Source organism: Streptomyces sp. NPDC101225, assembly GCF_044767585.1.
GTDB lineage: Bacteria > Actinomycetota > Actinomycetes > Streptomycetales > Streptomycetaceae > Streptomyces.
The window spans coordinates 19,337-44,966 of sequence record NZ_JBIWOE010000025.1; the positions used below are offsets into that span (position 1 = coordinate 19,337).

Here is a 25,630-nt window from a genome sequence, read left to right on the forward strand (position 1 = left end):
CAGTTCACCGACGCGTCCGCCGCGCGCCTCCCGTCCTCCCGTCCCTGGTCCTCCTCGAAGATGGTCTTCAGGTAGAACTGCTGACGCGGGTTCAGCGCCTTCCAGATGGCGGCGTAGTCGGCGGCCGCAGTCGTCCGCTCCTCACGTGGGTCGTACGGGGCCTGGGCCAAGTGCCGGAGGCCCGGGGCGCAGGACGATTCCTTCGGTGCGGCGTCCTTGTCCAGCGCCTTCAGGGCCCCGGCTGTTGCCGGGGCGTACGCCTCGACCGCGCCCCAGCGCCGGTGTCCCCGTCCTCGGCCGGCTCGGCGTCGCCGACCTCGGCGCGCTCGATGTCGCCGACCTCGGCGCGCTCGATTTCGGTGGGCACAGGTTTCCCAGCAGATGGTGAACGGCCCGGACCGCCTCCTCCAACTGCCCGGTGTCGCGGATGTGGACGGCGGCGGGTCCGGCAGGGGTGGAGGAAGGTGCCCGGGGGGACGTGGGTCGCACGCGGTCTGTACGAACAGGTGTCACCTGTGTTGTATGACCGGATGCGAAGATCAACGTCCTGGACCCGCGGTTGGGGTGCCGCTGCCCTGCTCTCCGCGACCGCGGTCGCCGTGCTGCCCTTCCTCCGCTACGGAGCTCCCGTTCCCCGCCTGGACGTCCTGACCGCGCTTGCCGTGGCGCTCGTGTGCGGGCTGGGCTGGGTGGCCGCGACCTGGCGGGCACCGTCGGCCGGCCCGTCGCTGGCGAAACCCGAAGCGGACGCCGTCATTCCAGTGCCGGGCAGAATACCCCGCAGACCGCCGGCCGTCCTGGGCAGCGCACTGGCGACGACACTCGCCCTGTACGCGGTGTGCACGGCCCAGCTCATGGCCGTGCAGCCGGACGGTAGCCAGGCCCGTACGATCGCCGCAATCCAGGACGCGGGCGCCCGGGTGGCGACGGCCACCATCACCGAGGTTCAGGCGCGGGAGGTGTCGTCGGTGAGCGTCTCGGGTGGGGACGGCAGCACGCATTTCTGGTACGCGTCCTTCGCCGCGACGCTGTCCGACGGCACCGTGCTGTCCGTGGACCGCGGCATCATCGCCGGTCTTCCGTGGACCGACACAGAGGTGTCGGTCCTCTACGCCCCCGGGCACCCGGAGCTGGGCGGCTGGGTGGACGACAGCGCCGACGTCGCCGTGTACACACGTAGTTGGGGACCGCCCCTCGACTTCCAGACGGTCATGATGGTGCTCGTCGGTGGTTTCGCCCTGCTCCCCATCGTGATCGTCGGCCTGAAGAACCGCGGTGGCAGTCGTGTGCTGCGGGAGGATGCGGCGGCGGGCCGGGTGTACGCGGTGCGGGTGGACGCGCTGACGGCGGTGCGCAAAGAGCACATCACCGTCGGCTCCCGGTCGGGCACCACCAAAACGGAGGTCTGGCGCTCCCTGCGAGCGTCGACCGAGTACGGAGACCTCACGCTGAAGGTGCCCCCGCACGACATCCCCCTCCTCGCCGCGGATTTCGGCACGGGCGGCGGCCGGCTGCTGTTCGCCCGGCGCTGGCGCATGAGCAACGCCGACGAGGTGCCCGGCGTCCTCGTCGCCCCCGACGGCCGGATGTTCCGTTTCGGGGCCAGCTCGAGGAACGTCGAACGCCTCGCCCGCAAGGACGCCCTGCACGCCACGGACCCGTCCGTCGCGGCCCGGGACTGGTCCATGTCCTGCCATACGTCTCCCGCCCGCCGCCTGCTGATCGTCGCCCTGTACGCACTCGCGGCCGGCTCCGCGGTCCCCCTCCTCGTCGGCGCGCCGTCCCAGGGCCTGGACTTGCTGATGCTTCTGCTGGTGGCCGTGGCAGGCATCCTCAGCCTGTGCCTGGCCAGACTCGCGCCCCCGGTGATGGAACACCCGGTCTGGGAGCGCCGCAGGACCGTGGACCCGCGGGTGACGACGTAGGTCTCCCCGCGGCGGCGGGGCCCTTCGGGGCTCAGCGCAAGGAGTAGTGCACTTCGGCCCGGACGTTGCGCGAAAGGGGTTGGGCTCGCGGGGCTTTGATGCGGGGCTGGCTGGGGGGTTGGTCTGGGGTGTTAGGGGTTCGCTCGGTCGGTTGGTTTGGGTGGGGGAGTTTCAAGATACAGCCACCGCACCGGCCCCCATCAGGCACTCCGAGCGAATTCACCCTGACGAGCTGAAGTCAGTGACGTCCACTGCGTGCTGGTCAGCACCGTTGTCGACTGGGCTGCGGGCGTGGTCGCGCACTATGCGGTCGCAACGCCCAGGAAGCGCAGCACCGCTAGGACGCGGCGGTGGTCGGCGTCGGCCTTGGGCAGGTCGAGTTTGGTGAAGATGCTGTTGATGTGCTTGGCGACCGCGCTTTCGCTGACGACCAGCTCGGCGGCGATGCCGGAGTTGGACCGGCCGCCCGCCATCAGCTCCAGCACCTCCCGCTCGCGTGGTGTCAGCCGGTCGAGCGGATCGCTGTGCCGGCGCACCAGCAGCTGCGCGACGACCTGCGGGTCGAGCGCGGTGCCGCCGGCCGCCACCCGGCGTACCGCTTCGGCGAACTCCTCGACGTCGGCGACGCGTTGTTTGAGCAGATAGCCGACGCCCGAGGTGTTGGCGGCGAGCAGATCGGCGGCGTACCGCTCCTCCACGTACTGCGACAGCAGGAGCACGGCGGTACGCGGGTACTGGCGGCGGATCACCAGCGCGGCGCGCACTCCCTCGTCGGTGAAGCCGGGCGGCATGCGCACGTCGACCACGGCGATGTCGGGCCGGTGCTCCCCGACGGCTGCCAGCAGCCCTTCTGCGTCGGCGACTTGCGCGCACATCTCGAAGCCGGCCGCCTCCAGCACCTTGACCACGCCGATGCGCAGCAAGAGGGAATCCTCGGCGATCACGGCGCGCACGGCAGCTCCACGGTGATGACGGTCGGGCCCCCGGCGGGGCTGCGGCAGGAGAACGTGCCGTCGACGGACGCGACGCGCTTGGCGAGCCCGGCGAGCCCGGTGCCGCCGCCGGCCGTTGCGAGATCCGCGCCGCCCGCTCCGTCGTCCGCGACGACCACCAGCAGTGTCTCCCCGATCCGGTCCACGGTCACGTCCGCGCGGGTCGCCTGGGTGTGTTTGACCACGTTCGTCAGAGCTTCGGAGACCACGAAGTACGCGACGGCCTCGACCGTGGGTGAGGGGCGCTGCGGCAGGTCCACCGCCACGCGTACCGAGATCGGGAGGCGGGCGGCGACCCCGGACAGCGCGGCGTCGAGGCCGCGGTCCTCAAGGACGGCCGGATGCAGGCCGCGCACCAGGTTGTTCAGCTCGGCGATGGCCTCCTTCGCCTCGCGGTGCGCCTCGTCGATCACCTTGCGGGCGTCCTCCGGCAGGTCGCCGAGGGTGGACCTGGCCAGGCCCAGGTTGACGGCGAGTGAGACGAGGCGCTGCTGTGCGCCGTCGTGCAGGTCGCGCTCGATCCGCCGCCGCTCGGCGTCGGCGGCGTCGAGCACACCGGCCCGGCTCTCGGCGAGGTCGGCGACCCGGCGGGCCAGCTTCTCCGTGCGGCTGGGGCCGAGCAGGACCTCGGCCGCCCGGGTGTCCAGCCGCACCAGAGCGCCGGTCAGCCGGGGCCCGAGGAACAGCAGGGCGAGGCCGCCGGCGGTGATGTACGTGGCCTGCGTGGTGTACCCGAGGTCGGTGACCCGCCACTGCGGGGGCAGCGCCCAGATCCACACGTAGAGGGAGGCGGCCACGACAGCGGCGGCCCAGACGGCGAGGACGGCGAGGTCCAGGACGGCGAGCAGCGGACCCGCCACGGCGTGGTAGCAGACCTGCCGCCACAAGGCCCGCGTGGTCAGCCGACGTACCGCCGACTTCCAGTTGCGTCCGGGCCCGGGTACGGCGGGGCGCGGGAGGTCCTTGCCTACGAGCGCCCGGTAGCGCCGCCGCTGCCCGGCGGTCAGCAGGGGTGTCACCCAGAGCGTGAGCAGCACGGGCAGCGGAATCACGGCCACCGCGCCGGGCGCGCGCACCAACGCCGCCATCGTGCCGAGCAGCCAGAGCCACAGTGGCACCACGGCGAGGTGGAGCGGCAGGCCGGCGGCGACGAGCGCGGTCCGGTGTCCCGCCCTGCGGAACGGCCGGCCCAGCACCAACTGCCGCCACATCGTGAGTTGCATGCGTCAAACGGTAAAGCCGCAGGCCATCCCCATGCCATGACACTGTCGCCCGGTTCGGGGGTGCACTTTTCTCCACCCCGGGTCGGAATCCTGCGTGACTGACGGCGCCCCGTGTGCGGCGGAGGGTGGAGCACATGAAGGGGAGAGCCGGCGGGGAGCGGGGGAAGACGATGCGTCAACTGGTCTTGTGCGATGACGAATTGGCCGGTGCCGAGGGCTTCGACCGCGCCGAGGTCATCCCGCTCCACGAAGAGGCGGAGGAGCCGCGCCCGGCGCGGGGCATGCGGCGGGCCGGGTGGCTGCTGGTCGCCTGCGGGCTCGCCCTGCTGCCGTGGCTGTACGTGCTGGCCACCGGCCTGCCGGCCACCGCGACCGCGGCGCACTGGCCGGTCGCCTGGGTCGGGCTCGACGCGCTGGAGGCGCTCGGCCTGATCGCCACCGGCCTCCTCGCCGCCCGCGGCGACCGGCGGCACGCCCTGGCGGCCGCCGCGACCGCGACGCTGCTTGTGGTGGACGCCTGGTTCGACACCACGACCGCGGCCCCCGGCGGCGACTTCGCCACCGCGGTCGCCATGGCGCTCGGCGCCGAGCTGCCGCTCGCCGCGCTGTGCGGTCGGCTGGCGCTGCGGGCGGTGAGCCGGCCCGCGTGACGCCGACCACCCAGCCACATGCCACGGACCGAATCGATCCACCGGAGAACACCATGCGCCGCATCACCACCGCCGCCGTCGCCCCGATCCCGGCCCGGACCCGCTGGGCGGTCGCCGCCGGCGTCGGCGCCGCGTTGGCCGCCGCCTGGTGGTTGGGCGACACGGCGCCCTATCCGTACGCCCAACGCGGCCTCCTGGACGTGCCGTTGCCGTTCCTGACCGCCGACCGGATGGACGCCGTACTGCGGCCGCGGCCGGGGGAGCGGATCTTGGAGATCGGCCCGGGAACTGGCCTGCAGTCGCTGCACGTCGCCCCGCAGCTCGGGCCGGAGGGACGACTCGATGTGCTCGACATCCAGCAGGAGATGCTCGACCGCGTGATGTGCCGGGCAGAGCGCGACGGCCTGGCCACGATCAGGCCCACCCGCTCGGACGCACGTGAACTGCCCTACGCCGACGGGACATTCGACGCCGCGTACGCCGTGACCGCGCTCGGCGAGATCCCCGAGCCGGATCGGGTACTGCGCGAGGCGGCACGGGTGCTGGCACCGGGCGGGCGGCTGGTGATCGGCGAGTTCTTCGACCGGCACTGGATCCCCTTCGGCCGGCTGCACCGGCTCGCCGACGCCGCCGGCCTCCACCTGGCCGAGCGCCGCGGCCCGAGCCCGGCATACCTCGCCCGCTTCCGACCCTGCAGAGCCCACGCGCCAGGCCACCAGAGCGAACACCTCGCCCACAGTGACCGGGACATCAACGACGGGGAAGCGTGAGCACCGCACGCAGGGACCGCGGTCACCGAGCTGAACAACCTGGCGCGCGGTAGGCCGTTCCAGGAGGCGAGGGGGCTCCGCCCTAACCGCGGCCAGCCACGAAAACTGCGGCGCCCCTCCGCAAGGTGAGAGGGGAGTCCTGCGGCTGCTGCTGCGTGATTCCGGTCCCCGATCGTGCTGGGTCCTCTCCGGCAGCAAGCCCTGCGGGCGTTCGCGCGGCCGCCGCGTCTGCTGGTGGCGGTGCCGTATGCCGAGGCGGAGCGGGTGCGTTGGGCAGCCGCGGGTCTGGGCGCACTTCGTACTGTCTCGGTCCGGGCGGGGTGCCGGCGGCCTATGGGCTGGGAGAATCGGGGATGCGACCGCGTCTGGGTCGGTGCCGGCGACGGTCGTGTGCGAGGACTTGTGCCCATCCCCTGGCGTACGAGTTCCCGCACGGGTTGGTCCTCGCGGACGTCGGGGAGCGCGTGGGAACACGCCCCGATCGCGAACCGGCCGTGAGGGCCAGGGCCGGGACCGCTCGCGACATGCTGCGGGAGGCGGCCCCGGCCCGCTGAATCCGAAGCCCCTGCCCATCGCGAGTTGCGCGATGGCCCGTCAACGAGGCCTGCACGCGAATTCAGGGGCTTGTCAGGGGCTTCCCTGAGGAACCGGCGAACTCGGGCGGTCAGAATGACGCGTGGACCGGGTGACAGGGGCGGACCGCGAATGGGGAGGCCGGGGATGAACGGCGGGCGTATCGGGGGCGCGATAGGGGCCGGCGCCGCAGGCGTCACAGCAGTGGTCGGGGGGGCCGTCGTACTGGCCGGGTGCGGGTCGTCGGGCTCGCCAGGCCGGTCCGGGGACGCCCCGGCGCCCTCGTCGTCCATGGCCGGGGGCCGGACGGCGAACCTCGTCGCGTACAGCGACGACGACGGTCCCACGTCATCGGTGATCCTTACCGGCGTGATCGGCGACTACGGGTCAGCGGTCAGCGTCATCCCCGGCGGGGCTGTCGTCGCGAACCGCCGCATGGTGGCCGCCATCGAGGCTCAGCCCGTCCGCCATTCGGCCTCCCGGTCATGCACGCGACTTCGGTCAATTCGACGGTGGCGCGGGGGACTTCGGACGGTCCGGCGTTCACACCCCCCTGCACACCGAGCCAAACGCGCAACTCATCCGTGCAGGCGACTTCGGACATTGACACCCACGTGACGGATCACCGACGATCGCCGCCGGCACAGGGCCACCAGGCGCTTGAACAGCGCGTTGGCCTCGTCCACGCCGTCCCCGTAGAACGCGAACATCCGCTTGAACAGGTCCGCGTAGTCGCCCTCAGCGGCTTGCGACCCCTTCCCGTCGAAGTCCACGAGCTGCACGGCCGCCGGCAACGCGAGGTCAGAGACGAACTTGTTGATCCCCGAGGTCGGGGTGGCAGGTAGGCGCGGGGGCGAGTAGGAGATCCGGGTACTGCCGCGTCGGACCTGCACTGCGCAGGGAACGGAGGCGGCCAGCCTGGGCGACGGAGCGGTCACAGGGGTCGTTGAGAGCTCAGCCGCCGACATGTGCTGGGTGTTCGTCCACGTTGCCCCGCGTGCGGGCCTCCCCCGGCAGCTGCCATCGCCATACCTCCGAATGGATCCCGTTCCTCCATGCCCCGGTCGGCGGCCGAAGAGTGGCCGAGGGACAGGGCCGTGCCTACGTTCGTTGCATGGGTACCGAGGGCGCGACCGAGTCGCGGGGGACGGCAGCGGTGGAGGACGTCGCGCATCTCTTGGTGCGCTGCCTGCAGGCCGAGGGCGTGGAGTACGTCTTCGGGATCCCTGGCGAGGAGAACATCCGCTTCGTCGACGCGCTGAACGAATCCGGTATCCGGTATGTTCTGGTGCGCCATGAGCAGGCCGCCTCGTTCATGGCGGAGATCTACGGACGGCTGACCGGCCGGGCCGGTGTGTGTTCGGCGACCCTGGGTCCCGGCGCGATCAATCTGCTCCTCGGCACCGCGGACGCCACGACCAACAGCGCGCCGCTGGTGGCCCTGGCCGCCCAGGGTTCCCTGCGTCGCATCCACAAGGAGTCGCACCAGGTGATCGACCTTGTGTCGATGTTCACTCCCGTCACCCGATGGTCGGCCCGCATCGAGTGCCCGGACGCGGTGCCGGAAATGACGCGCAAGGCGTTCAAGATTGCTCAGAGTGAGCGTCCCGGGGCCGTGTTCCTGGCGGTGCCGGAGGATATCGAAGCGGAGAACCCCGTCGAGGCCCTGGGCTCTTTGGAGATCGACACGGTGCACTCCGATGCGCCGTCACCCTCGCAGATCGCACGGGCGGTCGAGGTGCTCACCACGGCCCGGAATCCCATCGTGCTGGCCGGCCACGGTGCCGCGAGGGCCGGGGCCTCAGCCGCGCTGCTGCGGTTCGCCGAGCAGGTGAACATCCCGGTCGCGACCACCTTCCATGGCAAGGGCGTCTTCCCTGACGACCACCCCCATGCCCTCGGCGCGGTCGGCTTCATGCGCCACGACTACGCCAACTTCGGCTTCGACACAGCCGATGTGCTGCTCTGCGTCGGCTACGAAATCCAGGAATTCGACCCTGCCAAGATCAACCCGAACGGCGACAAGCGAATCGTGCACGTGCACCGTTTCCCCGCCGAGGTGGACGCCCACTACCCGGTCGCAGTCGGCGTCGAAGGTGACCCCTCGCAGGCGCTGGACGCACTCGCGGCGGCACTGCCCGACGGCCTCGCCTACGACTCGTCGAGCAGCACGAAGATCCGTGCACTGCTTGACGAAGAACTCCGGTACGGACGCGACAACGAGGCCTTCCCCCTGGTGCCGCAGCGCGTGGTGGCGGATGTCCGCACCGCGCTGGACCGCCACGACATCGTCCTCGCCGACACCGGCGCCGGGAAGATGTGGATGTCCCGTCTTTACCCGACCTACGAGCCGAACACCTGCCTGGTCTCCAACGGACTGTCCACCATGGGATTCGCGTTGCCTGGCGCCATCGCCGCCAAACTGGCCCGGCCGGACCGACGCGTCCTGGCCATGATGGGCGACGGCTCCTTCCTGATGAACTCTCAGGAACTGGAGACCGCTGTCCGCGAACGCATCCCTCTTGTCGTCCTGGTCCTCGTGGACGAGGAATACGGCCTGATCACCTGGAAGATGGAACTCGAACTCGGCCGCCACAGCAACACCCGATTCACCAACCCGGACCTGGTCGCCTACGCCGAGAGCTTCGGCGCACGCGGCTACCGGGTCGAGTCCGTCGACCAGCTGCTGCCCATGCTGCGCCGCGCCGTCGACGACGACGGTGTCTCCGTGATCGCCTGCCCCGTCGACTACTCCGAGAACCTGCGCCTGACCGACCGGCTCGGCTCCCTCAGCGGCCCGTTCTGACCTGCTGGAAAGGGAGCGGACAACTGTCCAACCCGCCCGCGTCTCCACGAGAGACGGGCATCGTGAAGTGTTTAGGCGGGGTGAGTGGGGCTCCGCGCCTTCCCAGCCGAGCACTGGATCCAGCTGCGTGGACCACAAGCCCCATCGAGTCGCGACGTTCTCCACCTTCAAGCTTCGTACCCGGGGCACCCGCGGGTCTGTGTAGCGAACGGCTCTGTCTCACTTTCGGTGGTAGCCGTAAGTAGCTGCCGTGGCTGGCAGTAACACCCCCAGACCACATGGGTGAAACGACCGTTGCCACCGTGCACAGTCCGCTCGACGACGTGTCCGCGACTGCTCTCCTCGGACACGGCAGCTGTAGTTCCGATCATGGTTGGTCGTGAAGACGGTGTCGCCGCTGGTGGCAGGCTTGGGCGGTGGCTTGATGGTGTCGGCGCCAGGCGGTCCAGTGCAGGACGTGTTCGCGGTTGCGGGCGGGTGGCGGCAGAACGAGGCTGCGCAGGAGGCGTACGAGTTCCGGGCAGGCCAGCGGGACGAGCAGGGCGGGCTTCGCGCTGACGGTGGTGCCGGGCGTCATGGCGTGCAGGGTCAGTGCGAGGACGGCGGCGGCGATCAAGGAGAACAGCGACCAGCGCATCCAGGAGTTCCAGCAGGTGACCTGGCCCTGGTCCAGGCCGGTGAATCCCTTGGCGAGCTGGAAGGTTTCCTCGATCTTCCAACGGCGGCAGATGATCTCCACGAGGGCGCGGAGGGCCACGTCGCCCGGTGCCCAGCAGCGGAAGTAGGAGGTCTCGCCGGTGTAGCGGTGGCGGCGGGCGACAAGCACGCTCATCCCGTCCGACTGTGGTGCACCGTCCGGGGCGTCGTCGGCGCGGATGTCCAGCCAGGCCCAGTCGTACTCGCGTCTGCCCTTGGCCCCGTCGCCGGTCTGCCGGCGCATCCACTGCCCGGGGCGGACCTTGTTGAGCATCTGGCGGGCCTGCCAGCGGCGGCCGGCCCCGTCGGTCACCGGGTGGGTTGCCGGGACGCCGACGGTATAACCGAGACCCAACTGCCGGATCTGTGCGCGTAGTTCGCGGTCGCAGTACACCTCGTCGGCGGCGAACCAGCGAGCAGGCACTCCGGCTTCGAGAGCGTCGGCCACCATCCGTGCCGCCTGCTGGGGCTTGGTGGCGAAGTCGATCTCGTCGGGGACGCCGGCCGCCTCGCGCCGCTCGTCGTCGGCGGCCCAGTCGGCCGGGAGATACAGGGCCCGGTCGATGATGACCCGCATCGTCGGCGTGACCGCCGCCAGATGCACCGCGACCTGGCACAGACCCACACCGCCAAGAGCGCCGGAGTACTGCCGCCCCGCCCCACGCAGATGGTCGAGGACTTCGCGTCCCCGGTCTCGTCCACCACCAGCACCACATCCTGATCGGCAAGGTGGTCGATCACCATCCCGGCCACCTCCTCGCGAGCCCGGTCGTGATCGAGACACGCGCGGGAGAGCAGGTGCTGCAGCCGGTGCGGGCCTCGATGCCCGAGCGCCTCCGCCAGCGTCCAGCAATTACGGGTGTCCAGCTCCAGCAGCAGCCCGGCGGTCAACTGCCGGGCCGTCTCGCGTGCTTCACGCCGCGCGAAGCAGTGCGCGATTGCGTCCATCGCCGCCCCGAACGCTTTTGCCCACGCCTGCTCGGCTATCGTGGCCTCCACGGCCACCGCGTGTTGATACGTCGTCACAAACGTTCATGATCACGGTGGCCGTACCCATGCCCGCATTCACCCCACGACGCTCCTGACCAGCGGCGACACCGGAACTACAGCTGCCGTGTCGGAGCTCGGACCAGGCACACCAGCGATGACGCTCTGTCACCACCGAAAGTGAGACAGAGCCGTTAGATTTACACTCCCGGTCAAGCTTAACTAAGAGTGGATTTTGCATTGACGTAGGGTCCGTCGGCGTGTGGCTCAGGACTCTCGTGCTGTCTCCTGGCCCTGGGGGCCACCGGTGAAGAAGTCGATGAATCCGAAGGGGGCGCGGTCGCCGAGCATGAGGTCCAGCATGCCGTGCGCCTGGGCGTAGAAGGGTTCGGTGCGCGAGAACAGCGCCTCTTCGTAGGCGGTGAGAGCCGCCTCGAAGTCGTCAGGGTGAGCGGCGATGGACTTGCCGAGTTCGGCGCCGTCGAACATCGCCAGGTTCGCGCCGTCACCCGAGGGCGGCATCAGGTGCGCGGCGTCACCGAGGAGCGTGGCTCCCGGCACGCGCTCCCATCGGTGCCCGTTGGGCAGGGTGTAGATCATGCGGTCAATCGGCGCGGTCTCACCGTCGGTGATCAGTGCGGTGAGTTCCGGTGCCCACTGGTCGAACTCGGCTGCGACCCGGGCGGTCGCGGCGGCGGAGTCGGTGAAGTCGATGGCGGAGATCCACTCGGCGGATCGGTTCAGCTCGACGTAGGTGTGCAGGACGTTCCCTGCCTCGCGGTGCGCGGCGATGCCCTTGCCCGGTGTCAGTGCGCACATCGCGCCAGGACCGACCGCCTCGGCCGTCGCGGCGTGCCTCTCGTCGGCGTCGTAGAGGTAGGTCTCGATGAAGGTCGTGCCGGTGTACTCGGGCGTGGCGCCGGAGAGCAGAGGGCGGACCTTAGACCAGGCGCCGTCGGCACCGACGAGGAGAGCGCTGGTCATGGACGTGCCGTCGGTGAAGGTCAGCTCGTGTCGGCCGTCGCCGAGGGGCTCTATGCCGGTGACCTTGTGCCCCCACTGGACAGCCTGGTCGGGCAGGGAGTCGAGTAGGACGCGGCGCAGGTCTCCGCGCAACACTTCAGGACGGCGTGAGGCGCCGTTGTCGGGCTCGTCATAGAGCACCTTGCCGTGCTGGTCGAGGATGCGCTTGGCCTCGGCGCCCTCGTGGATGATCGCGCGGAACTCTTCAGTGAGGCCGGCTTCGGCGAGGGCGCGCTGCCCGTCGTCCTGGTGGATATCGAGCTGACCGCCCTGCGTGCGGTATGCGGCAGACGGGTCGGCTTCGTAGACCGTCGCGGGGATGCCGCGGACGTGCAGGACCCGGGCGAGGGTCAAGCCGCCGAGGCCGGCGCCGACGATGGCGATCGGGCGATGGATGGTGTTCATGGGTTTCCTCGTTTCTGTGTGGCGGAGCGCGAGCCTCCGCCCAGACACTCATATGGATCGGTGTTCCATAATCAATATGGAACACCGATCCACGGTGTGTCAAAATGAGGTCATGCCACGGACCCGAGGAAGAGCGCCAGCCGGAGGGCGCGCCGACGCCCTCTCCCAAGAGCTGATCGTCAGCGCGGCCATTGCGCTGCTGGACGAGCGCGGCGAGCGGGGGCTCACCTTCCGGCTGCTGGCCGAGCAGCTGAACACGGGCACTGGCGCGCTGTACTGGCACGTGTCGAACAAGGGTGAACTCGTTGTCCTAGCCGCTGATCAGGTGCTCGGCCATGCCCTCGCCGGGGACCCGCAGCGCGAGGAAAACCCCCGCGCTGCGCTGCACGCGCTCGCCATTGCCGTCTTCGACGCCCTTGACCGGCACCGGTGGGCGGCGCCCCACGTCAACGCGCCCCCCATGCTGGTGAACGCGCTGCGCCTGCTCGACCGTATCGGCACCCTTGTCGCACGAACCGGGCTGCCCGCCGAACGGCATTTCGTGGCTGCTACCGCGGTTTCCTTCTACATCACCGGCGTCAGCGCCAAGATCATCGCTCCGCGCATTCCCCTCGATGCGCCCGCCAGTCGCGACGCTTACCTCGCCCAGACCGCGGAACGCTGGGAACGACTCGATCCCGCCGACTACCCTTTTCTTGCTCACGCCGCCAAGGACCTGCGCGACCACGACGACCGCGACCAGTTCATCACCGGCCTCGACATGCTCCTGGACGGCTTGAACACGACCGCGGACCCGCGTTCGTCCACATAACGCAGCGCTCCAGGCCCCGGGGTTCGACGTAACTCGCGGGTTCTGCTATGACCCCCATGGGTATCGCCACACCTACGCCACCAGGCTGCTGCGGGGCGGCACCCCGGTCGAGGTGGTCAGCAAGCTGCTGGGACACGTCGGCTTCCTCGATCTTCCAACGGCGGCAGATGATCTCCACGAGGGCTCCGAGGGCGACGTCGCCCGGTGTCCAGCAGCGGAAGTAGGAGGTCTCGCCGGTGTAGCGGTGGCGGCGGGCGACGAGCACACTCATTCCGTCCGGCTGTTGTGCACCATCCGGGGTGTCGTCGGCGCGGATGTCCAGCCAGTTCCAGTTGTACTCGCGTCTGCCCTTGGCCCCGTCACCGGTGGATCGGCGCATCCAGTGCCCGGGGCGGACCTTGTTGAGCATCTGACGGGCGTGCCAGCGGTGGCCGGCCCCGTCGGTCACCGGGTGGGTTGCCGGGACGCCGACGGTATAACCGAGACCCAACTGCCGGATCTGTGCTCGTAGTTCGCGGCCGCAGTACACCTCGTCGGCGGCGAACCAGCGAGCAGACACTCCGGCTTTCAGAGCGTCGGCCACCATCCGTACCGCCTGGTGGGGCTTGCTGGCGAAGGCGATCTCGTCGGGGACGCCGACCGCCTCGCGCCGCTCGTCGTCGGCTGCCCAGTCGGCCGGGAGACGCAGGGCCCGGTCGGTGATCACCCGCATCGTCGGCGTAACCGCCGCCAGATGCACCGCGACCTGGCACAGACCCACACCACCAAGGACGCCGGAGTACTGCCGCCCCGCCCCACGCAGATGGTCGAGGACTTCGCGTCCCCGATCTCGTCCACCACCAGCACCACGTCCTGACCGGCTAGGAGCGTGTCTCAGTAGCAGGCAACCCGCCTGCGGTTCGTGATCATTCATGCGGGATGATCTCGGTATGCGTGATGGGGATGGGTTGTTCGAGGTCGAGCCGGTCGGGAAGAAGCGGCCGCAGGGTCGTCCGGCCGCGGTCGGCAAGACGTTCCGGGCGTTCGACCCCCATCAGGTCCTACTGCTCCCGCCGTCGCTGGAGGACTGGCTGCCCGAGGACCACCTGGCCCGGTTCGTCGCCGACCTGGTCGACGAGGTACTCGACCTCGGGCCGATCCTGGCCGGCTACACCGAAAAGCGCGGCTACCCGCCCTACGATCCGCGGCTCATGGTGCGTCTGCTGATCTACGGCTACACCACCGGCGTCCGCTCCTCCCGCGCGATCGAGCGACGCCTGGCCGACGACGTCGCGTTCCGGTTCCTGGCCGCCGGCCAGGAACCGGACTTCCGCTCGATCGCCCGGTTCCGCCGACGCCACCTCGATGCGCTCGCCGGTCTGTTCACCCAGTCCCTGCACCTCGCGACCAAGCTCGGCATGGTCAAGATGGGCCGCGTCGCGCTGGACGGCACGAAACTGGAGGCCAGCGCCTCCAGGCACAAGGCGATGAGCTACGGCCGCCTGGTCGACAAAGAAGAACGCATCGAGGCCGAGATCGCCCGGCTGGAGGCGAAGGCCCAGGGCCTGCTGGCCGACGCGGAGGCCGCCGACAAGGCCGAGGATGAGACCTTCGGCCGTGACGGCAAGGAGGCGGACCTGCCCGCCGAACTGGACCGGCGTGAGAAGCGCCTGGCGAAGCTGCAGGCCGCCCGCGCGCAGATCGAAGCCGAAGCCGCCGCCAAGGCACGCGCTCACGCCGAGGACAAGGAACGCCGCCGCCAGGAGCGTGCCGGCACCGGCGACGAGCGGGCCGTCACCGACGCGGGCGAGACGGCAGCAGCCAAGGCCCGGCCCAAGCCCAAGGCCCAGGCCAACTTCACCGACCCCGACTCACGGATCATGAAGAACAGCGACGGCGCCTACATCCAGGCCTACAACGCCCAGGCCGTCGTCGACGAGGCCCACCAGGTCATCACCGCTGCCGACGTGACGACCAACCCCTCGGACGCGCTGAACTACACCACGATGCTCGACCAGTCCGCGGCGAACACCGGCGTCCACCCCAAATAGGCCCTCCTCGACGCCGGCTACTGCTCCGAGACCAACCTTGAGTCCGCGCGAGAGCGCCACCTCGCCTGCGGCACCGACACGTTCATGGCCACCGGCCGACTCGCCCACGATGAGCAGGTCCCGCCCCCACCACGCGGACGCATCTCCAAGAACGCCACGCTGAAGGAACGCATGGCCCGCAAGCTGCGGACCAAGCCCGGCAAGGCCGCCTACGCCCGCCGCAAGGCCATCGTCGAACCCGTCTTCGGCCAGATCATGACCTGCCACAACGGCCGCCGGCTCCTCCTGCGCGGCGAGGACGGAGCCCGAGGAGAGTGGCGGCTGCTGGCCGCCTGCCACAACTTCCGCAAGATCTTCCGGCACGCCGGGACCGCAGGACTCGCCGCGGCGATCGCCTGACCGGCGCGGCCACCGGCCCTGTCCGGGCCGATTTCCGGACCGGCAGGACCGGCCACCGAACCCGCAGGACACCGGCCAGCGACCGCGAGCGACCCCGCCGATCACGACCACCCGGTCAGTTGCCCGTTACTGAGACACGCTCCTAGGTGGTCGATCACCATCCCGGCCACCTCCTCGCGAGCCCGGTCGTGATCGAGACGCGCGCGGGAGAGCGGGTCGGAGAGGCAACCGGGCCTGCCAGAACCTCGAAGAGCCGACGCAGCGGTGCGGTGCCCACCCGGCGTCGCGCACGCGACAGCGACGACGCACACGGGCATGCCGTGACCGCCTTGCCGAGACCGGCGGTCAGCTTCGCCCATACCCTTGTATACGAGACTCCCTCGAACACGGTGAGCGCGAGCACGAAGTACACCACCACCCGCGCAGACAGCAACCGCAGCCGCTGTTCCCGGGCGGCGGTCTCGTCGACAACGGCGTCGACCGGACAGGGATCGGTGATCTGGGTCAACTCGCCCAGCTGGCCCGGGGCATAGACATCAAGGGGTGTCGGGCGCCGCCCGACGCTCGCAGACTGCTGCGGCACGGGACCTCCGAGTGCTCGTTCCTGGGCTCGACACCACAGGAACTACTCGAGGTCCCGCCCATGACCAGGTACTTGACGCCCAGCCTGAACTGCTGAAGCAACGGCGTGACTCTGTTGGCGATCTTGTGAGGGTCAACCGGTCGCTGTGACGAGTGCGTGGAAGTGGCTGGGTGCCCGCTGCTTTCGGGTCGGACTGGCGATCCAGTCGGCGATCCGGGTGACGTTGCAGGCCAGAGCGGTCAGGACGTGCTGGACGTGGGTCTTGCCCAGGCCGCAGTGGGTTCATCGTGGTGTGGTGCGGGCGCGGAGGTGTGCGCGTTCTCCTTGGCGGCCGAGGAGGCTGAGAATTTCGACGGGGTGTTCGTCGGCGTTGCCGAACCAGTGGGGGATGCGGGTGTCGAATTCGGCGGCTTCGCCCGGGCCCATGATCAGGTCGTTGTCGCCCAGGACCAGGCGCAGTCGGCCGTCGAGGACGTAGATCCATTCGTAGCCCTCGTGGCTGGCCTGTTCGGGTTCGGGCGAGCGCATCTTCGGCGAGATGATCAATTTGTAGGCTTGCAGGCTGCCTGCCCGTCGGGTGAGCGGGAGCATGGTCATGCCGTGGCGGGTGACGGGCCGAAGGTGCAGGCGGGGGTCGCCCGTCTGCGGGGCGCCGATGAGCTGGCCGATGTCCACGCGCAGTTCCCGGGCCAGGGGCAGGAGCAGTTCGAGGGTAGGGCGGCGCTGGCCTGATTCCAGGCGCGAGAGCGTGCTGAGGGAGATGCCGGTGGCTTCGGCGAGGGCTGTCAGGGAGAGGTTGCGCTGGGTGCGCAGCCCTTTGAGGCGGGGGCCGACCGCGGCCATCGTCGACTGCGTCTCGTCATCCATCCTTCCACCTTGCCACCACAGCAAGGACCTTTGCGCTCCGGCACGGTCGGCGTGACTGTGGGTTCAGGCGCGCCGATCGGGTCTGCCCGCACGTGAGGGGAGAGACGTGATGAGCAACGACAGCAGAACCGAGGCGCCAGACGCGCCGCGGGCCGCAGCTACGCCCGGCGCGGCGGTGGCGGTGCGGCGTGGGCCGGTGGCGCTAGCCGTGGTGATCTTGGTGCTGACGCAGCTGATGTTCGTCGTGGATACATCGATCGTGAATGTGGCCCTGCCCGACATCGGTCGTGAGCTGCGCTTTTCCAGCGCGGGTCTGCCCTGGGGCGTCACCGCACACGCGCTGACCTTCGGCGGGCTGATGCTGCTGAGCGGGAAGGTCGGCTCCATGATCGGGCCGCGCTGCGCTCTGGTCCTGGGCGTCTCCCTCTTCGTGATCGCTTCCATCGCGGGAGGGCTCGCGCCGTCAGCGGGGGTCCTGGTGACGGCGCGCGCCCTGCAGGGGGCGGGTGTGGCGATGGCGGCGCCCAGCGTGATGGTGCTGCTGATGGGGATCACCACGCCGGGCCCGCAGCGCTCGCGTGCGATGGCGATGTTCGTCCTGGCCGTGGGCGCAGGAGCCGCGGTCGGGCTGCTGGCGGGTGGTGTGTTGACGCAGACGCTGGGCTGGGAATGGGTGATGTTCGTCAACGCTCCCATCGGGCTTGTGGTGCTGCTGGGTGCGGTGCGCAACCTGCCGGAGATGGAGCGTCGGCGCACCTCGCTGGACATCGGCGGCGCCGCGGCCTCGATCCTGACGATGGTGGCGTTGGTGTTCGCCTTCACCTCCGCCGCCGACCGCGGCTGGAGCAGCTCGGGTGGTGGTTGGGTCGTTCGCCGTCGCCGCCCTCGTACTCGCGGCCCTGGTCGTGTGTGAGCGCCGGCATCCGTATCCGGTGATGCCGCTGGCGTTCTTCCGCTCCATGCGCAGCGCGGGCCCGCCGCTGGCGATGCTGGTCGTCCCGGCCGGGCAGGTCGGCTTCCTGTTCTTCACCACCCTGCTCACCCAGCAGGTGCTCGGCTTCACCCCGCTCCAGACCGGTCTTGCCCTGGTGCCCTTCACCGCTGGCCTGATCGCCACCAACCAGCTCACCCCCCGGCTGCTGCCGCGCTTGGGCGAGCGCGTCATCGGCAGTACGGGACTTGCCGGGCTGGTGCTGGGCATCGTCTGGATGGCGTTGGTGGCCGCCGACGCCGACGCGCACACCTCGATCGTCACCGTACCGCTGCCCTCGGTCCTGCTCGGCGCGGGCGCCGGCGCCACTTTCGCCCCCGTCACCGCCGTGATCATGCACCAGGCCCTCACCGAGCACGTCGGCGCCGCCGTCAGTCTCACCCAAGGCCTGCAGCAACTCGGCGGCGGCATGGGCCTGGCCGTCCTGACCAGCGTGCTGTCCGCCACCGGCGGCCTGGATGGCGGTCTGGGAGCGACCCTGCCCGCGACCGCCGCCTTCCCCCTGGCCGGCCTGCTCCTGTTCGGCCTCTGGGTGCGCCGCATCCCCGGCCCCGACACCACCCCCGCATGATCACCCCAGACCCCCGACCACACCCTGGAGAACTCCTGATGAGTGACACCGATCCGCGCTACGAAGCCGCGTTCTGGGACCAGCGCTACCACCAGCCCACCCCCTTGTGGAGCGGACAGCCCAACCCGGCTCTCGTAGAGGCAGCGAGCGCGCTCGTCCCGGGTAGGGCGCTGGAGGCGGGATGCGGCGAGGGCGCCGACGCCCTCTGGCTGGCCCAGGCAGGCTGGCAGGTCACCGGCACCGACTTCTCCGCCCAGGCCCTCGCCCGCGCAGCCGACCACACCCCGGCCGCACTGGCCGGCCGCCTCACCTGGCAGCAGGCCGACATCCGCACCTGGACACCCCGCGATGACGGCGTCCCCTGCTACGACCTCGTCACCGCCTCCTTCCTCCACTTCCCCTCACCCCTTCGCCGCGCCGTCTTCGCCGCACTCGCCTCACGAGTCGCCCGCGACGGACATCTGGTGATCATCGGCCACCACCCCAGCGACCTGGATACCGCCATGCCTCGCCCGTCCGAGCCCGACATCTTCTTCACCGCCGACGACCTCATCGACGACCTCCCCGCACATGCCTGGAAGCCCGTCACCCGCACCGCCCGCCCCCGCACCGCCACCACACCCGACGGTCGACAGGTCACCATCCACGACACCGTCCTGACCGCCCAGCGCACCCAGTAACCCTCACCAGCACAGGAACGAGCACGACCATGCACCACGACCTCGCTCAGCAGACCGCTCTGGTCACCGGCGCCACCGCCGGCATCGGACGGGCCACCGCCCAGGCTCTGGCCGCCCGCGGCGCCGACATCATCGTCCACGGCCGCAACGAGCAGCGCGCCGCCGACACCCTCCAGCGCATCGAAGTCCTCGGCGCCAAAGCCCGCTTCGAGCCCGCCGACCTGTCTGATCCCGCTCAGGTCACCGCCTTGGCCGACCGGGTCGGAGAAGTCGACATCCTGGTCAACAACGCGGGGATCTTCCACTTCGCCCGCACCGTCGACACCACCCCCGCCATCTTCGACGCCCACATCGACATCAACCTCCGCGCCCCCTACCTCCTCGTCCAGGCCCTCGCCCCCGGCATGACCGAACGCGGACACGGCGCCATCATCAACGTCAGCAGCGGCGCTGCCGACAGCCCCGGCCTCGGCAGCGGCATCTACGGAGCCACCAAAGCCGCCCTGGAATCCCTCACCCGCGTCTGGGCCGCCGAGTACGGCCCCGCCGGAGTCCGCGTAAACGCCGTCGCCGCCGGTCCCACCCGCACGGAGGGCACCGCCGCCTACGGCGACGCCTTCGAATCCGCAGGACAGGCCGTCGCTCTCCAGCGCCTCGCCCATCCCGAGGAAATCGCCGGAGCCATCGCCTTCATGGCCTCCGCCGACGCCGGCTACGTCAACGGCGCCACACTCGGCGCGATGGGCGGCCAACCCGCCCTCGGCTGATCGGCATGCGACCGCCGAGGAAGGCACGTCACATCCTCATCTTCCGTCCTCGCCGCAGTGGGAGTGTAAAATCTAACGGCTCTGTCTCACTTTCGGTGGTAGCCGTAAGTAGCTGCCGTGGCTGGCAGTAACACCCCCAGACCACATGGGTGAAACGACCGTTGCCACCGTGCACAGTCCGCTCGACGACGTGTCCGCGACTGCTCTCCTCGGAGCTCGGACCAGGCACACCAGCGATGACGCTCTGTCACCACCGAAAGTGAGACAGAGCCGTTAAGTTGACACTCGCGGACTCGGCGTTCTCAACGTCGCCCATCACGCGGCGTCGGCCGGTGGGGTGGTGGCCGCGGTCGGGGTGTGTGGGGTGGTGAAGGGGTTGCGTCACATTCGTCATGTCTTTCCTCTGGTCTGTTGCTCAGGTCTGTCCTGGTTCGGATGGCTGTACAAGATCTCGAGGATCCTGAAGCGCCGCGGGGTCGGGCGGCCGGGGTGGCGATGGCGCCGTCCGTCGGGCTGGCAGGTGTCCTGGGGCCGCGGCTGCCCGTGGGGCGCCCGCACGTTTCGAAGCGCGGGCGCGTTGACGTTGCCTGTTGCCGGGGGGTGTTGCCGGGTGGGTGCCGGCCCGGCCGGCTCGGTGCTGCGCCCGTATGCGGGAAGCGTGGGGTGTCGGCGTGCAGCCCGGCGGTCACGGCGTCGAGGCCACTGGTGAGGCCGCGGGCGAAGCCGCTCAGGCCGGGCAGGTCAGCCGCGAGGGCCTCGTCGATCCAGGCGGGCAGGAGCACGCCGGTCTGTTGGGTGAGCATGTCGCCGAAGTCGCGGACGAGTTGGCGCGTGGTCGCCAGCTCGGGACAGTGGCACAGGACTGCTTTGAGTCGCTGGTGTTCGTCTTCGGTCAGCGAGGACGGCCTACGGGCGATCCAGCCTGTGACCTGCCGGACACTCGGTGGTGCCGGGGGCGGCCGCGGGGTCCGGCGGGGCTGGCGAAGCCGTCGGACGGCCCAGTCGCGCAGCGTGGAGTAGCCGCCGTGCCAACCGCGTTCGGCCAGTTCACGGTCGAGTGCCACCAGCGAGATGCGGCCCCGCGTCTCGACGACACGCCGGGTGAGATAGGCATGGTGAGTATCCAGCTGCTGCCGCGCAGGTGGCGTCCGGTAGAGACCTGGTGCCAGTGCTCGGCGCGGGCGTATCGCTGCACGGTATGACGACCCCAGCCCAGATGGCGGGCGATGGCCCGGATCCCCATGCCCCGCTCCAACAGGCCGTGGACCAGGGCGTGATGAGCCTGAAGACGGGCGGCAAGGCGACCGTTACCGTGCGACGTCGCCGGGCTCGGCGGCTGCGCGGCCGGAGGCGAGTCCGGCGTCGAGAACCGGCCGGGCAGGAGCGGTGGGCGGCGCACTTCTCGACGGCCTGGCCGAGGTTGGCCCACATGCGGTAGCGATCAGCGACTTGCCGTGCCCCGGGCGCACCGGCAGCCGTAGGCGCCGACCCGGTCGCGGCAGATGACCTCCACGCCGGGATGCGCGAACAGTCACCCGGCCTCCCGCGTGGGCAGCACATCGACGACCCGGTGGGTATCTGCGAAGGTCAACACGGTGGCATAGGTGTGGCGGCGCTTTATAGCGAAGTCGTCCACGCCAAGGACCTGCGGGGTGCAGTACGAACGTCGAGCGGTGGGAGTGTAGCGGGCAGGGATGCCGTCACGGATGTCAACGGCTTCTGCCCGCACACCCCTCGAAGGAGTGCCCACGACGGCGGTAGTGGCAGCGGTGGGCCACCGCTTGGCGTCGTCGACGCCAGTGCGACCAGCTCAACGCCTGGGTGAGGGTGTGAAGGTCTCGGGGGTGGGTCCGGGAGAAGAAGGTGCGGGAAGAGGTCCCCCGGGCCTATGTGGATCGCTGCGACCGGGAACTGCAGGCCGGCGGCCTGCACGGCACCCGGCCGAGCGCGGGGATGGCCCGGCTGACCCCGCAGGAAAGGGCGGTGGCCCGGCTCGTCGCGGACGGCGCCACCAACCGGCAGACGGCTCTCGAGCTCTTCATCTCCGTCAAGACGGTCCAGTACCACCTGACCCATGTGTACGCCAAGCTCGGCATCCGCTCACGCAGTGAACTCGCCGCGAGCTTCCGGGAGGAGGAGCCGGCGGACTGACGGCCACCGGACTGATGGCCCGCCGGAGTCGCAAGGTCTAGGAGGGCACGTCCGGCACTGCCACGCCCAACTTCGCGGCGTGTTCGGTCAGCTCGCGCCACACTTTCGGTGCCACGGGGATGCCCTGCCTTCCCCGCTCGCCGGCGATGTGGGCGCTGCGCTCGCCGGGGTAGTACACACCGTCGGCGCCTTCGGCCACGGGCAGTCCCTTGAGGGTGCTCAGCGTCGCGTCGACGTCGGCGGTGAAGGTGTCCGCGTCGCCGAAGGCGGCCGGATCGACGGCGATGAGCAGGGCGTTCTGGCGGTGCCTGCGTCCGGCCGGGTCGTCCGAGTGGAACGCGGAGAAGATCGGTGCGCCGACGAGCACGCTGGTCAGCACCTCGAAGGCCAGCGACATGCCGGAGCCCTTGGCGCCGCCCAACGGCAGCGGCATGTGCGCCTGTTGCGGGTCGGTGGTCGGGGTGCCGTCCTCGGTCGCCGCCGCGCCTTCCGGCAGCAGGGTGCCGCTCGCCTTCGCCTGGCGGATCTTTCCGAGGGCGATGGTGGCGGTCGCCATGTCGAGGAGCAGCGGGGCGTGGTCACGGGCCGGGACGGCGATGGCGAGGGGGCTGGTGGCCACCGCGGCGCCCTTGACGCCGGTGTAGCCCATGTTGGGCATGCCGGCCACGAACCCGATGCCGACCAGGCCCTGTTCGGCGATCTTCGAGACGTAGTAGCCGATGGCACCGGTGTGCACGGTGCGCCGTACGCCCACGGAGGCGATGCCGGTCTCTCGCGCGCGCCGTACGGCGTCCTGTGCCGCCGCGCTCAGGGCGACGGGGCCGGGGGCGCGGTCGGCGTCGAGGACGGCGGCGGCCGCGGTCGTGGACTCGACCTTGATGTCGGGGTCGGCGTTGGCGACGCCCTTGGTGAGCAGGTCGAGGTAGGCGGGGACGCGGGCGATGCCGTGGGACTCGACGCCGCGCAGTGCGGCCCAGACGAAGACGTCGGCGGTGGTGCGGGCGTGTGCGGCGCTCAGTCCGCCCTTCTCCAGGAGGGCGGCGGCGAGGGCGCGCAGGTCCTCCGCGGGCACGAGGACGGTGGCGGTTTTCTGGGACATGGTGGCGGGTCGTCTCCTGGGTCAGCGGGTCACGAGGACGTCGACGACGGCGGTCGTGCCCTCGGTCACGGCCTTGAAGGCGCGCTCCAGCGCGGGCACGAGGGCGTCCGTGGTGTCGACGGTCTCGGTGTGCATGCCGAAGGGCTCGGCGAACGGGGCGAGCCGGGGCAGCCGGTGCAGATCGGTGCCGAGCCACTCCCCCGTCTCGGCGGCCGCGCCGTCGGGGTAGAAGCGGCGGTGGTTGAGGTTCATGGACTTGTAGACGCGATTGTTGAATACCACCACGAGCAGGGGTAGTTCATAGGTCTTGGAGGCGTCGTAGGAAGGGATGACCGGGTTGTAGGTGAAGGCGCCGTCTCCGATCGTCAGCACCACCGGGCGTTGCGGCGCGGCGAGTTTGACGCCGAGGGCGACCGGGAGGCCCTGGCCGAGACCGCCCTGCACGTAGAAGTACGAGTCGGGCTCCGACGTGCGCAGATGGCGTTTGACGGTGCGGCTGTGGGTGATAGTCTCGTCGACGACGATGCCGTTGCGGCCGTCGAGCAGCTCGCGCAGCGTCGCGGCGACCAGCACCGGATCGATGCCTTCGGCTTCTGCCGCCTTGCTCTCGGCGGCGGTGATCGCGGCCTGTTCCGCGTTGTGCCGCTGCTCCTGGGCGGCCCGGCGGGCGCCCACGGTCGCCCCGTCCAGGTCCTTGGCCCGTTTCGCCAGCTGGCGCAGGGTGTTGGCGGCGTTGCCCTCCAAGTACCGGTCCGCGAAAAGCACTTGGTAGGCCATGTGCGGGCGTTGCGGCACCTCGTCGACCACGACGACCGTGGCCTTGGACGGACGCCGCGAGGGCGGGTAGAAGGGGGCCCGGCAGTTCACGAGGAGGATCAGGTCGGCCTCGTCCATCCACGGCCGGAGGTCGCTGCCGGCGTGCAGGGGGTGGGTGCGTGGGAAGTTTCCGCACACCGCCGAGTCGGGTTCGACGACGGGGATCTGCCAGGCCTCGGCGAAGGCCGTCAGGGCCTCGAAGCCGCCCGCCTCGCGGCCCGCGGTCTCCGTGACGATCACGGGGTTCGCGGCTTCGCGCAGCAACTCGGCGACGGCGTCGGCCTCTTCGGGCGAGCTGTGCGTGGAGCCCGGTGGCACGACGGGCTTGGCCTCACGCCCGTCCCACTCCTGGAGCAGGATCTCCAGCGGGATGTTGAGGTACGCCGGTCCCGCCGGTGCCCGCGAGGCAAGCTCCGCCGTCCGCGTGATCACGGTGGGCAGGGTGTGGACGCTCGCGGCCTCGTTGGACCACTTGGTGAACGGCCGGGCGACGCCGTGCGGGCCGCCCACGATGGACAGGTTGCGGTACCACTGGCCGCCCGGGTCGGGGCCGGTCCCGTCGCCGTAGGTGGTCGACTCCGAGGAGGCGACCACCATCGGCACGCCGGCGAGCAGCGCGCCGTGCACGGCCATCGAACCCTGGAGGAGGCCGGGGGCGGCGTGCAGGAGGACGCCCTGGGGGCGCCGCCTGACGAGCCCGTAGCCGGTGGCCATGCCGACGGCGACGGTCTCGTGGGTGAGGTCGAGGTAGCCGGGGCACGGGATCCCGTCCCGGTGGCGGCGGGCCAGTGACTCCCACACCGGGGCCCACTCGGACCCCGAGGAGCAGAAGATGTGGTCGGCGCCGACGGCGTTGAAGGCGGATACGAGGGCATCGCCGCCGTCACCGCCGTCGGTGCCTCGGGTGTGCTGGGTGTCCGTCATCTCGCGTGCTTCCTCAGCCCTCGATCGGCCAGTTCAGGACCTCGGAGATGCCGCGGCCCATGATCCATTCCAGCTCTTCCGGGGTGAAGTCCCAGTGCTTGGTGAACTGCTCGATGGTGTCCGTGTAGGTGATGCCGTGGCCGAGCAGGCGGGTGATGTCGGTGCCGTAGAAGCAGCGCTGCGGGCCCATGCGGTCGACCATCTCGCGCACGTACTTCTGGATGTTGTTGTTCGGGAAGGGCTGCGTGGAGTAGCCCGGCAGCGCGGAGACCTTGACGTAGATGTTGGGGTGGACGTGCAGGTCGGCGGTCTCCTGCGCCCAGTAGCCGATCGCGTCGTCGACGCACCGGGCCATGATGCCCATGTGGTCGATGATGATCTTCAGCTCGGGGTGCTTCCCGGCGGTCTCGCCGAGCTCCCGCTTCCAGATGGGGGCGTGGACCATGGTCGGGATGCCGAGCTCCTCGGCGATCGGCCAGTACCAGTCGTTGGTGCCGTCGATCATCCAGTTGCGGTCGATCGGCCGGTGGAAGGTGAGGCGGGTGCCCTTCACATGCGGGTTCTGCGCGAAGTCCTTGAGCATCGCGGTGCCCTCTTCGGGCCTGTTCTGCGGGATCCGGGCCATGATCCCGAAGCGGTCCGGGTGGGCCTCGCACGCCTCCAGGGCGTAGTCGATGCGGTCGCCCTCCCAGGACGGCGGCAGGATCAGCGCCCGGTTGACGCCGGCCTCGTCCATCAGCTCCAGGGCCTCCTCGTAGGAGAAGGGGTCCTCGCGGTGGCCGTTGAGGCGGATGCGCTCCCGCGCGCCGGGGACCCAGGGGCGGTCCGGGGTCTCTTCCTTCCAGATGTGGATCTGGGTGTCGACGACGAACATGTCTCAACTCTTTTCGC

At 70.2% G+C, this 25,630-nt stretch carries 23 protein-coding genes and 2 pseudogenes; 12 read left to right on the forward strand and 13 right to left on the reverse strand.

Features of this window, described 5'->3' with window-relative positions; genetic code table 11:
* Positions 1-229: 229 nt before the first annotated feature.
* Positions 230-367: a hypothetical protein gene (locus ACIRPX_RS29305; RefSeq protein WP_404200777.1), complete on the reverse strand. Its 138-nt coding sequence runs from the start codon at positions 365-367 to the stop codon at positions 230-232.
* 163 nt (positions 368-530) lie between these two features.
* Between ACIRPX_RS29305 and ACIRPX_RS29310 the strand changes: the two genes are divergently transcribed.
* On the forward strand, positions 531-1,925 hold the full coding sequence (locus ACIRPX_RS29310) for a hypothetical protein (protein ID WP_404200779.1): 1,395 nt from the start codon (positions 531-533) through the stop codon (positions 1,923-1,925).
* A 302-nt stretch (positions 1,926-2,227) separates the two neighbouring features.
* Here ACIRPX_RS29310 and ACIRPX_RS29315 read toward each other — a convergent pair whose 3' ends face one another.
* Positions 2,228-2,878, reverse strand: coding sequence for a response regulator (locus tag ACIRPX_RS29315; RefSeq protein WP_404200781.1), 651 nt, complete (start codon positions 2,876-2,878; stop codon positions 2,228-2,230).
* Positions 2,866-4,140 (reverse strand): histidine kinase, encoded by a 1,275-nt coding sequence (locus ACIRPX_RS29320; protein ID WP_404200783.1) that lies wholly within the window; start codon positions 4,138-4,140, stop codon positions 2,866-2,868. Before ACIRPX_RS29320 ends, ACIRPX_RS29315 begins: the two co-directional genes overlap by 13 nt.
* Positions 4,141-4,274: 134 nt before the next feature.
* Here ACIRPX_RS29320 and ACIRPX_RS29325 point away from each other — a divergent pair, with 134 nt between their 5' ends.
* Together ACIRPX_RS29325 and ACIRPX_RS29330 are read left to right on the forward strand one after the other, a co-directional pair.
* Positions 4,275-4,790 (forward strand): hypothetical protein, encoded by a 516-nt coding sequence (locus tag ACIRPX_RS29325; RefSeq protein ID WP_404200785.1) that lies wholly within the window; start codon positions 4,275-4,277, stop codon positions 4,788-4,790.
* Between the two features lie 53 nt (positions 4,791-4,843).
* Positions 4,844-5,560, forward strand: coding sequence for a class I SAM-dependent methyltransferase (locus ACIRPX_RS29330; protein ID WP_404200787.1), 717 nt, complete (start codon positions 4,844-4,846; stop codon positions 5,558-5,560).
* A gap of 1,151 nt (positions 5,561-6,711) precedes the next feature.
* Here the strand turns inward: ACIRPX_RS29330 and ACIRPX_RS29335 are convergent.
* The gene (locus ACIRPX_RS29335; protein ID WP_404200789.1) at positions 6,712-7,026 is read right to left on the reverse strand and encodes a hypothetical protein; all 315 of its coding nucleotides are present in this window, start codon (positions 7,024-7,026) and stop codon (positions 6,712-6,714) included.
* A 221-nt stretch (positions 7,027-7,247) separates the two neighbouring features.
* Between ACIRPX_RS29335 and ACIRPX_RS29340 the strand changes: the two genes are divergently transcribed.
* Positions 7,248-8,939 carry an acetolactate synthase large subunit gene (locus ACIRPX_RS29340; protein ID WP_404200791.1) on the forward strand — a complete coding sequence of 564 codons (1,692 nt, stop codon included), beginning with the start codon at positions 7,248-7,250 and terminating at the stop codon, positions 8,937-8,939.
* A 367-nt stretch (positions 8,940-9,306) separates the two neighbouring features.
* Here the strand turns inward: ACIRPX_RS29340 and ACIRPX_RS29345 are convergent.
* Positions 9,307-10,583 (reverse strand): annotated as a pseudogene (locus tag ACIRPX_RS29345) (IS701 family transposase).
* 306 nt (positions 10,584-10,889) lie between these two features.
* Positions 10,890-12,050, reverse strand: a complete 1,161-nt coding sequence (locus ACIRPX_RS29350) for an FAD-dependent oxidoreductase (protein ID WP_404200793.1) — start codon at positions 12,048-12,050, stop codon at positions 10,890-10,892.
* A gap of 112 nt (positions 12,051-12,162) precedes the next feature.
* Between ACIRPX_RS29350 and ACIRPX_RS29355 the strand changes: the two genes are divergently transcribed.
* Positions 12,163-12,861 (forward strand): TetR/AcrR family transcriptional regulator C-terminal domain-containing protein, encoded by a 699-nt coding sequence (locus ACIRPX_RS29355; RefSeq protein WP_404200795.1) that lies wholly within the window; start codon positions 12,163-12,165, stop codon positions 12,859-12,861.
* On the opposite strand, the gene ACIRPX_RS29360 is transcribed toward ACIRPX_RS29355, so the two are convergent.
* Positions 12,797-13,621 (reverse strand): transposase, encoded by an 825-nt coding sequence (locus tag ACIRPX_RS29360; protein WP_404200797.1) that lies wholly within the window; start codon positions 13,619-13,621, stop codon positions 12,797-12,799. The genes ACIRPX_RS29355 and ACIRPX_RS29360 overlap by 65 nt on opposite strands.
* Between ACIRPX_RS29360 and ACIRPX_RS29365 the strand changes: the two genes are divergently transcribed.
* On the forward strand, positions 13,595-13,717 hold the full coding sequence (locus ACIRPX_RS29365) for a hypothetical protein (RefSeq protein ID WP_404200799.1): 123 nt from the start codon (positions 13,595-13,597) through the stop codon (positions 13,715-13,717). The genes ACIRPX_RS29360 and ACIRPX_RS29365 overlap by 27 nt on opposite strands.
* Positions 13,718-13,808: 91 nt before the next feature.
* Positions 13,809-15,290: pseudogene (locus ACIRPX_RS29370) on the forward strand (IS1182 family transposase).
* Positions 15,291-15,444: 154 nt separating this feature from the next.
* Here the strand turns inward: ACIRPX_RS29370 and ACIRPX_RS29375 are convergent.
* Together ACIRPX_RS29375 and ACIRPX_RS29380 are read right to left on the reverse strand one after the other, a co-directional pair.
* Positions 15,445-15,873 (reverse strand): transposase domain-containing protein, encoded by a 429-nt coding sequence (locus tag ACIRPX_RS29375; RefSeq protein WP_404200801.1) that lies wholly within the window; start codon positions 15,871-15,873, stop codon positions 15,445-15,447.
* 282 nt (positions 15,874-16,155) lie between these two features.
* Positions 16,156-16,740, reverse strand: a complete 585-nt coding sequence (locus ACIRPX_RS29380; RefSeq protein ID WP_404200803.1) for a helix-turn-helix domain-containing protein — start codon at positions 16,738-16,740, stop codon at positions 16,156-16,158.
* A 109-nt stretch (positions 16,741-16,849) separates the two neighbouring features.
* Here ACIRPX_RS29380 and ACIRPX_RS29385 point away from each other — a divergent pair, with 109 nt between their 5' ends.
* From ACIRPX_RS29385 to ACIRPX_RS29400, 4 genes are read left to right on the forward strand one after another with little or no spacing between them, the layout of a single operon-like run.
* Entirely contained in the window at positions 16,850-17,653 is an 804-nt protein-coding gene (locus ACIRPX_RS29385) for an MFS transporter (RefSeq protein WP_404200805.1), read from the forward strand.
* Positions 17,595-18,302, forward strand: coding sequence for an MFS transporter (locus tag ACIRPX_RS29390; protein WP_404200807.1), 708 nt, complete (start codon positions 17,595-17,597; stop codon positions 18,300-18,302). Before ACIRPX_RS29385 ends, ACIRPX_RS29390 begins: the two co-directional genes overlap by 59 nt.
* Before the next feature lie 38 nt (positions 18,303-18,340).
* Positions 18,341-18,982: a class I SAM-dependent methyltransferase gene (locus ACIRPX_RS29395; protein WP_404200809.1), complete on the forward strand. Its 642-nt coding sequence runs from the start codon at positions 18,341-18,343 to the stop codon at positions 18,980-18,982.
* Positions 18,983-19,011: 29 nt separating this feature from the next.
* Positions 19,012-19,749, forward strand: coding sequence for an SDR family NAD(P)-dependent oxidoreductase (locus ACIRPX_RS29400; protein WP_404200811.1), 738 nt, complete (start codon positions 19,012-19,014; stop codon positions 19,747-19,749).
* Positions 19,750-21,280: 1,531 nt separating this feature from the next.
* Here ACIRPX_RS29400 and ACIRPX_RS29405 read toward each other — a convergent pair.
* Positions 21,281-21,499: a transposase gene (locus tag ACIRPX_RS29405; protein WP_404200813.1), complete on the reverse strand. Its 219-nt coding sequence runs from the start codon at positions 21,497-21,499 to the stop codon at positions 21,281-21,283.
* A 113-nt stretch (positions 21,500-21,612) separates the two neighbouring features.
* Between ACIRPX_RS29405 and ACIRPX_RS29410 the strand changes: the two genes are divergently transcribed.
* Positions 21,613-21,900, forward strand: a complete 288-nt coding sequence (locus ACIRPX_RS29410) for a helix-turn-helix transcriptional regulator (protein ID WP_404200815.1) — start codon at positions 21,613-21,615, stop codon at positions 21,898-21,900.
* Positions 21,901-21,937: 37 nt separating this feature from the next.
* On the opposite strand, the gene ACIRPX_RS29415 is transcribed toward ACIRPX_RS29410, so the two are convergent.
* Genes ACIRPX_RS29415 through ACIRPX_RS29425 form a run of 3 tightly spaced genes read right to left on the reverse strand, consistent with a single transcriptional unit; the run spans position 21,938 to position 25,613 of the window.
* Entirely contained in the window at positions 21,938-22,999 is a 1,062-nt protein-coding gene (locus ACIRPX_RS29415; protein WP_404200817.1) for an Ldh family oxidoreductase, read from the reverse strand.
* A 21-nt stretch (positions 23,000-23,020) separates the two neighbouring features.
* Positions 23,021-24,739 (reverse strand): thiamine pyrophosphate-dependent enzyme, encoded by a 1,719-nt coding sequence (locus ACIRPX_RS29420; RefSeq protein WP_404200819.1) that lies wholly within the window; start codon positions 24,737-24,739, stop codon positions 23,021-23,023.
* A 13-nt stretch (positions 24,740-24,752) separates the two neighbouring features.
* Positions 24,753-25,613, reverse strand: coding sequence for an amidohydrolase family protein (locus tag ACIRPX_RS29425; protein WP_404200821.1), 861 nt, complete (start codon positions 25,611-25,613; stop codon positions 24,753-24,755).
* Positions 25,614-25,630: the final 17 nt, after the last annotated feature.

Excerpts from the sequence above, each read along its gene's own strand:
- ACIRPX_RS29310 (WP_404200779.1), top strand. The coding sequence starts at position 531 with ATGCGAAGATCAACGTCCTGGACCCGCGGTTGGGGTGCCGCTGCCCTG.
- ACIRPX_RS29320 (WP_404200783.1), bottom strand. The coding sequence starts at position 4,140 with ATGCAACTCACGATGTGGCGGCAGTTGGTGCTGGGCCGGCCGTTCCGC.
- ACIRPX_RS29325 (WP_404200785.1), top strand. The coding sequence starts at position 4,275 with ATGAAGGGGAGAGCCGGCGGGGAGCGGGGGAAGACGATGCGTCAACTG.
- ACIRPX_RS29330 (WP_404200787.1), top strand. The coding sequence starts at position 4,844 with ATGCGCCGCATCACCACCGCCGCCGTCGCCCCGATCCCGGCCCGGACC.
- ACIRPX_RS29340 (WP_404200791.1), top strand. The coding sequence starts at position 7,248 with ATGGGTACCGAGGGCGCGACCGAGTCGCGGGGGACGGCAGCGGTGGAG.
- ACIRPX_RS29350 (WP_404200793.1), bottom strand. The coding sequence starts at position 12,050 with ATGAACACCATCCATCGCCCGATCGCCATCGTCGGCGCCGGCCTCGGC.
- ACIRPX_RS29355 (WP_404200795.1), top strand. The coding sequence starts at position 12,163 with ATGCCACGGACCCGAGGAAGAGCGCCAGCCGGAGGGCGCGCCGACGCC.
- ACIRPX_RS29365 (WP_404200799.1), top strand. The coding sequence starts at position 13,595 with ATGCACCGCGACCTGGCACAGACCCACACCACCAAGGACGCCGGAGTA.
- ACIRPX_RS29380 (WP_404200803.1), bottom strand. The coding sequence starts at position 16,740 with ATGGATGACGAGACGCAGTCGACGATGGCCGCGGTCGGCCCCCGCCTC.
- ACIRPX_RS29385 (WP_404200805.1), top strand. The coding sequence starts at position 16,850 with ATGAGCAACGACAGCAGAACCGAGGCGCCAGACGCGCCGCGGGCCGCA.
- ACIRPX_RS29395 (WP_404200809.1), top strand. The coding sequence starts at position 18,341 with ATGAGTGACACCGATCCGCGCTACGAAGCCGCGTTCTGGGACCAGCGC.
- ACIRPX_RS29400 (WP_404200811.1), top strand. The coding sequence starts at position 19,012 with ATGCACCACGACCTCGCTCAGCAGACCGCTCTGGTCACCGGCGCCACC.
- ACIRPX_RS29415 (WP_404200817.1), bottom strand. The coding sequence starts at position 22,999 with ATGTCCCAGAAAACCGCCACCGTCCTCGTGCCCGCGGAGGACCTGCGC.
- ACIRPX_RS29420 (WP_404200819.1), bottom strand. The coding sequence starts at position 24,739 with ATGACGGACACCCAGCACACCCGAGGCACCGACGGCGGTGACGGCGGC.
- ACIRPX_RS29425 (WP_404200821.1), bottom strand. The coding sequence starts at position 25,613 with ATGTTCGTCGTCGACACCCAGATCCACATCTGGAAGGAAGAGACCCCG.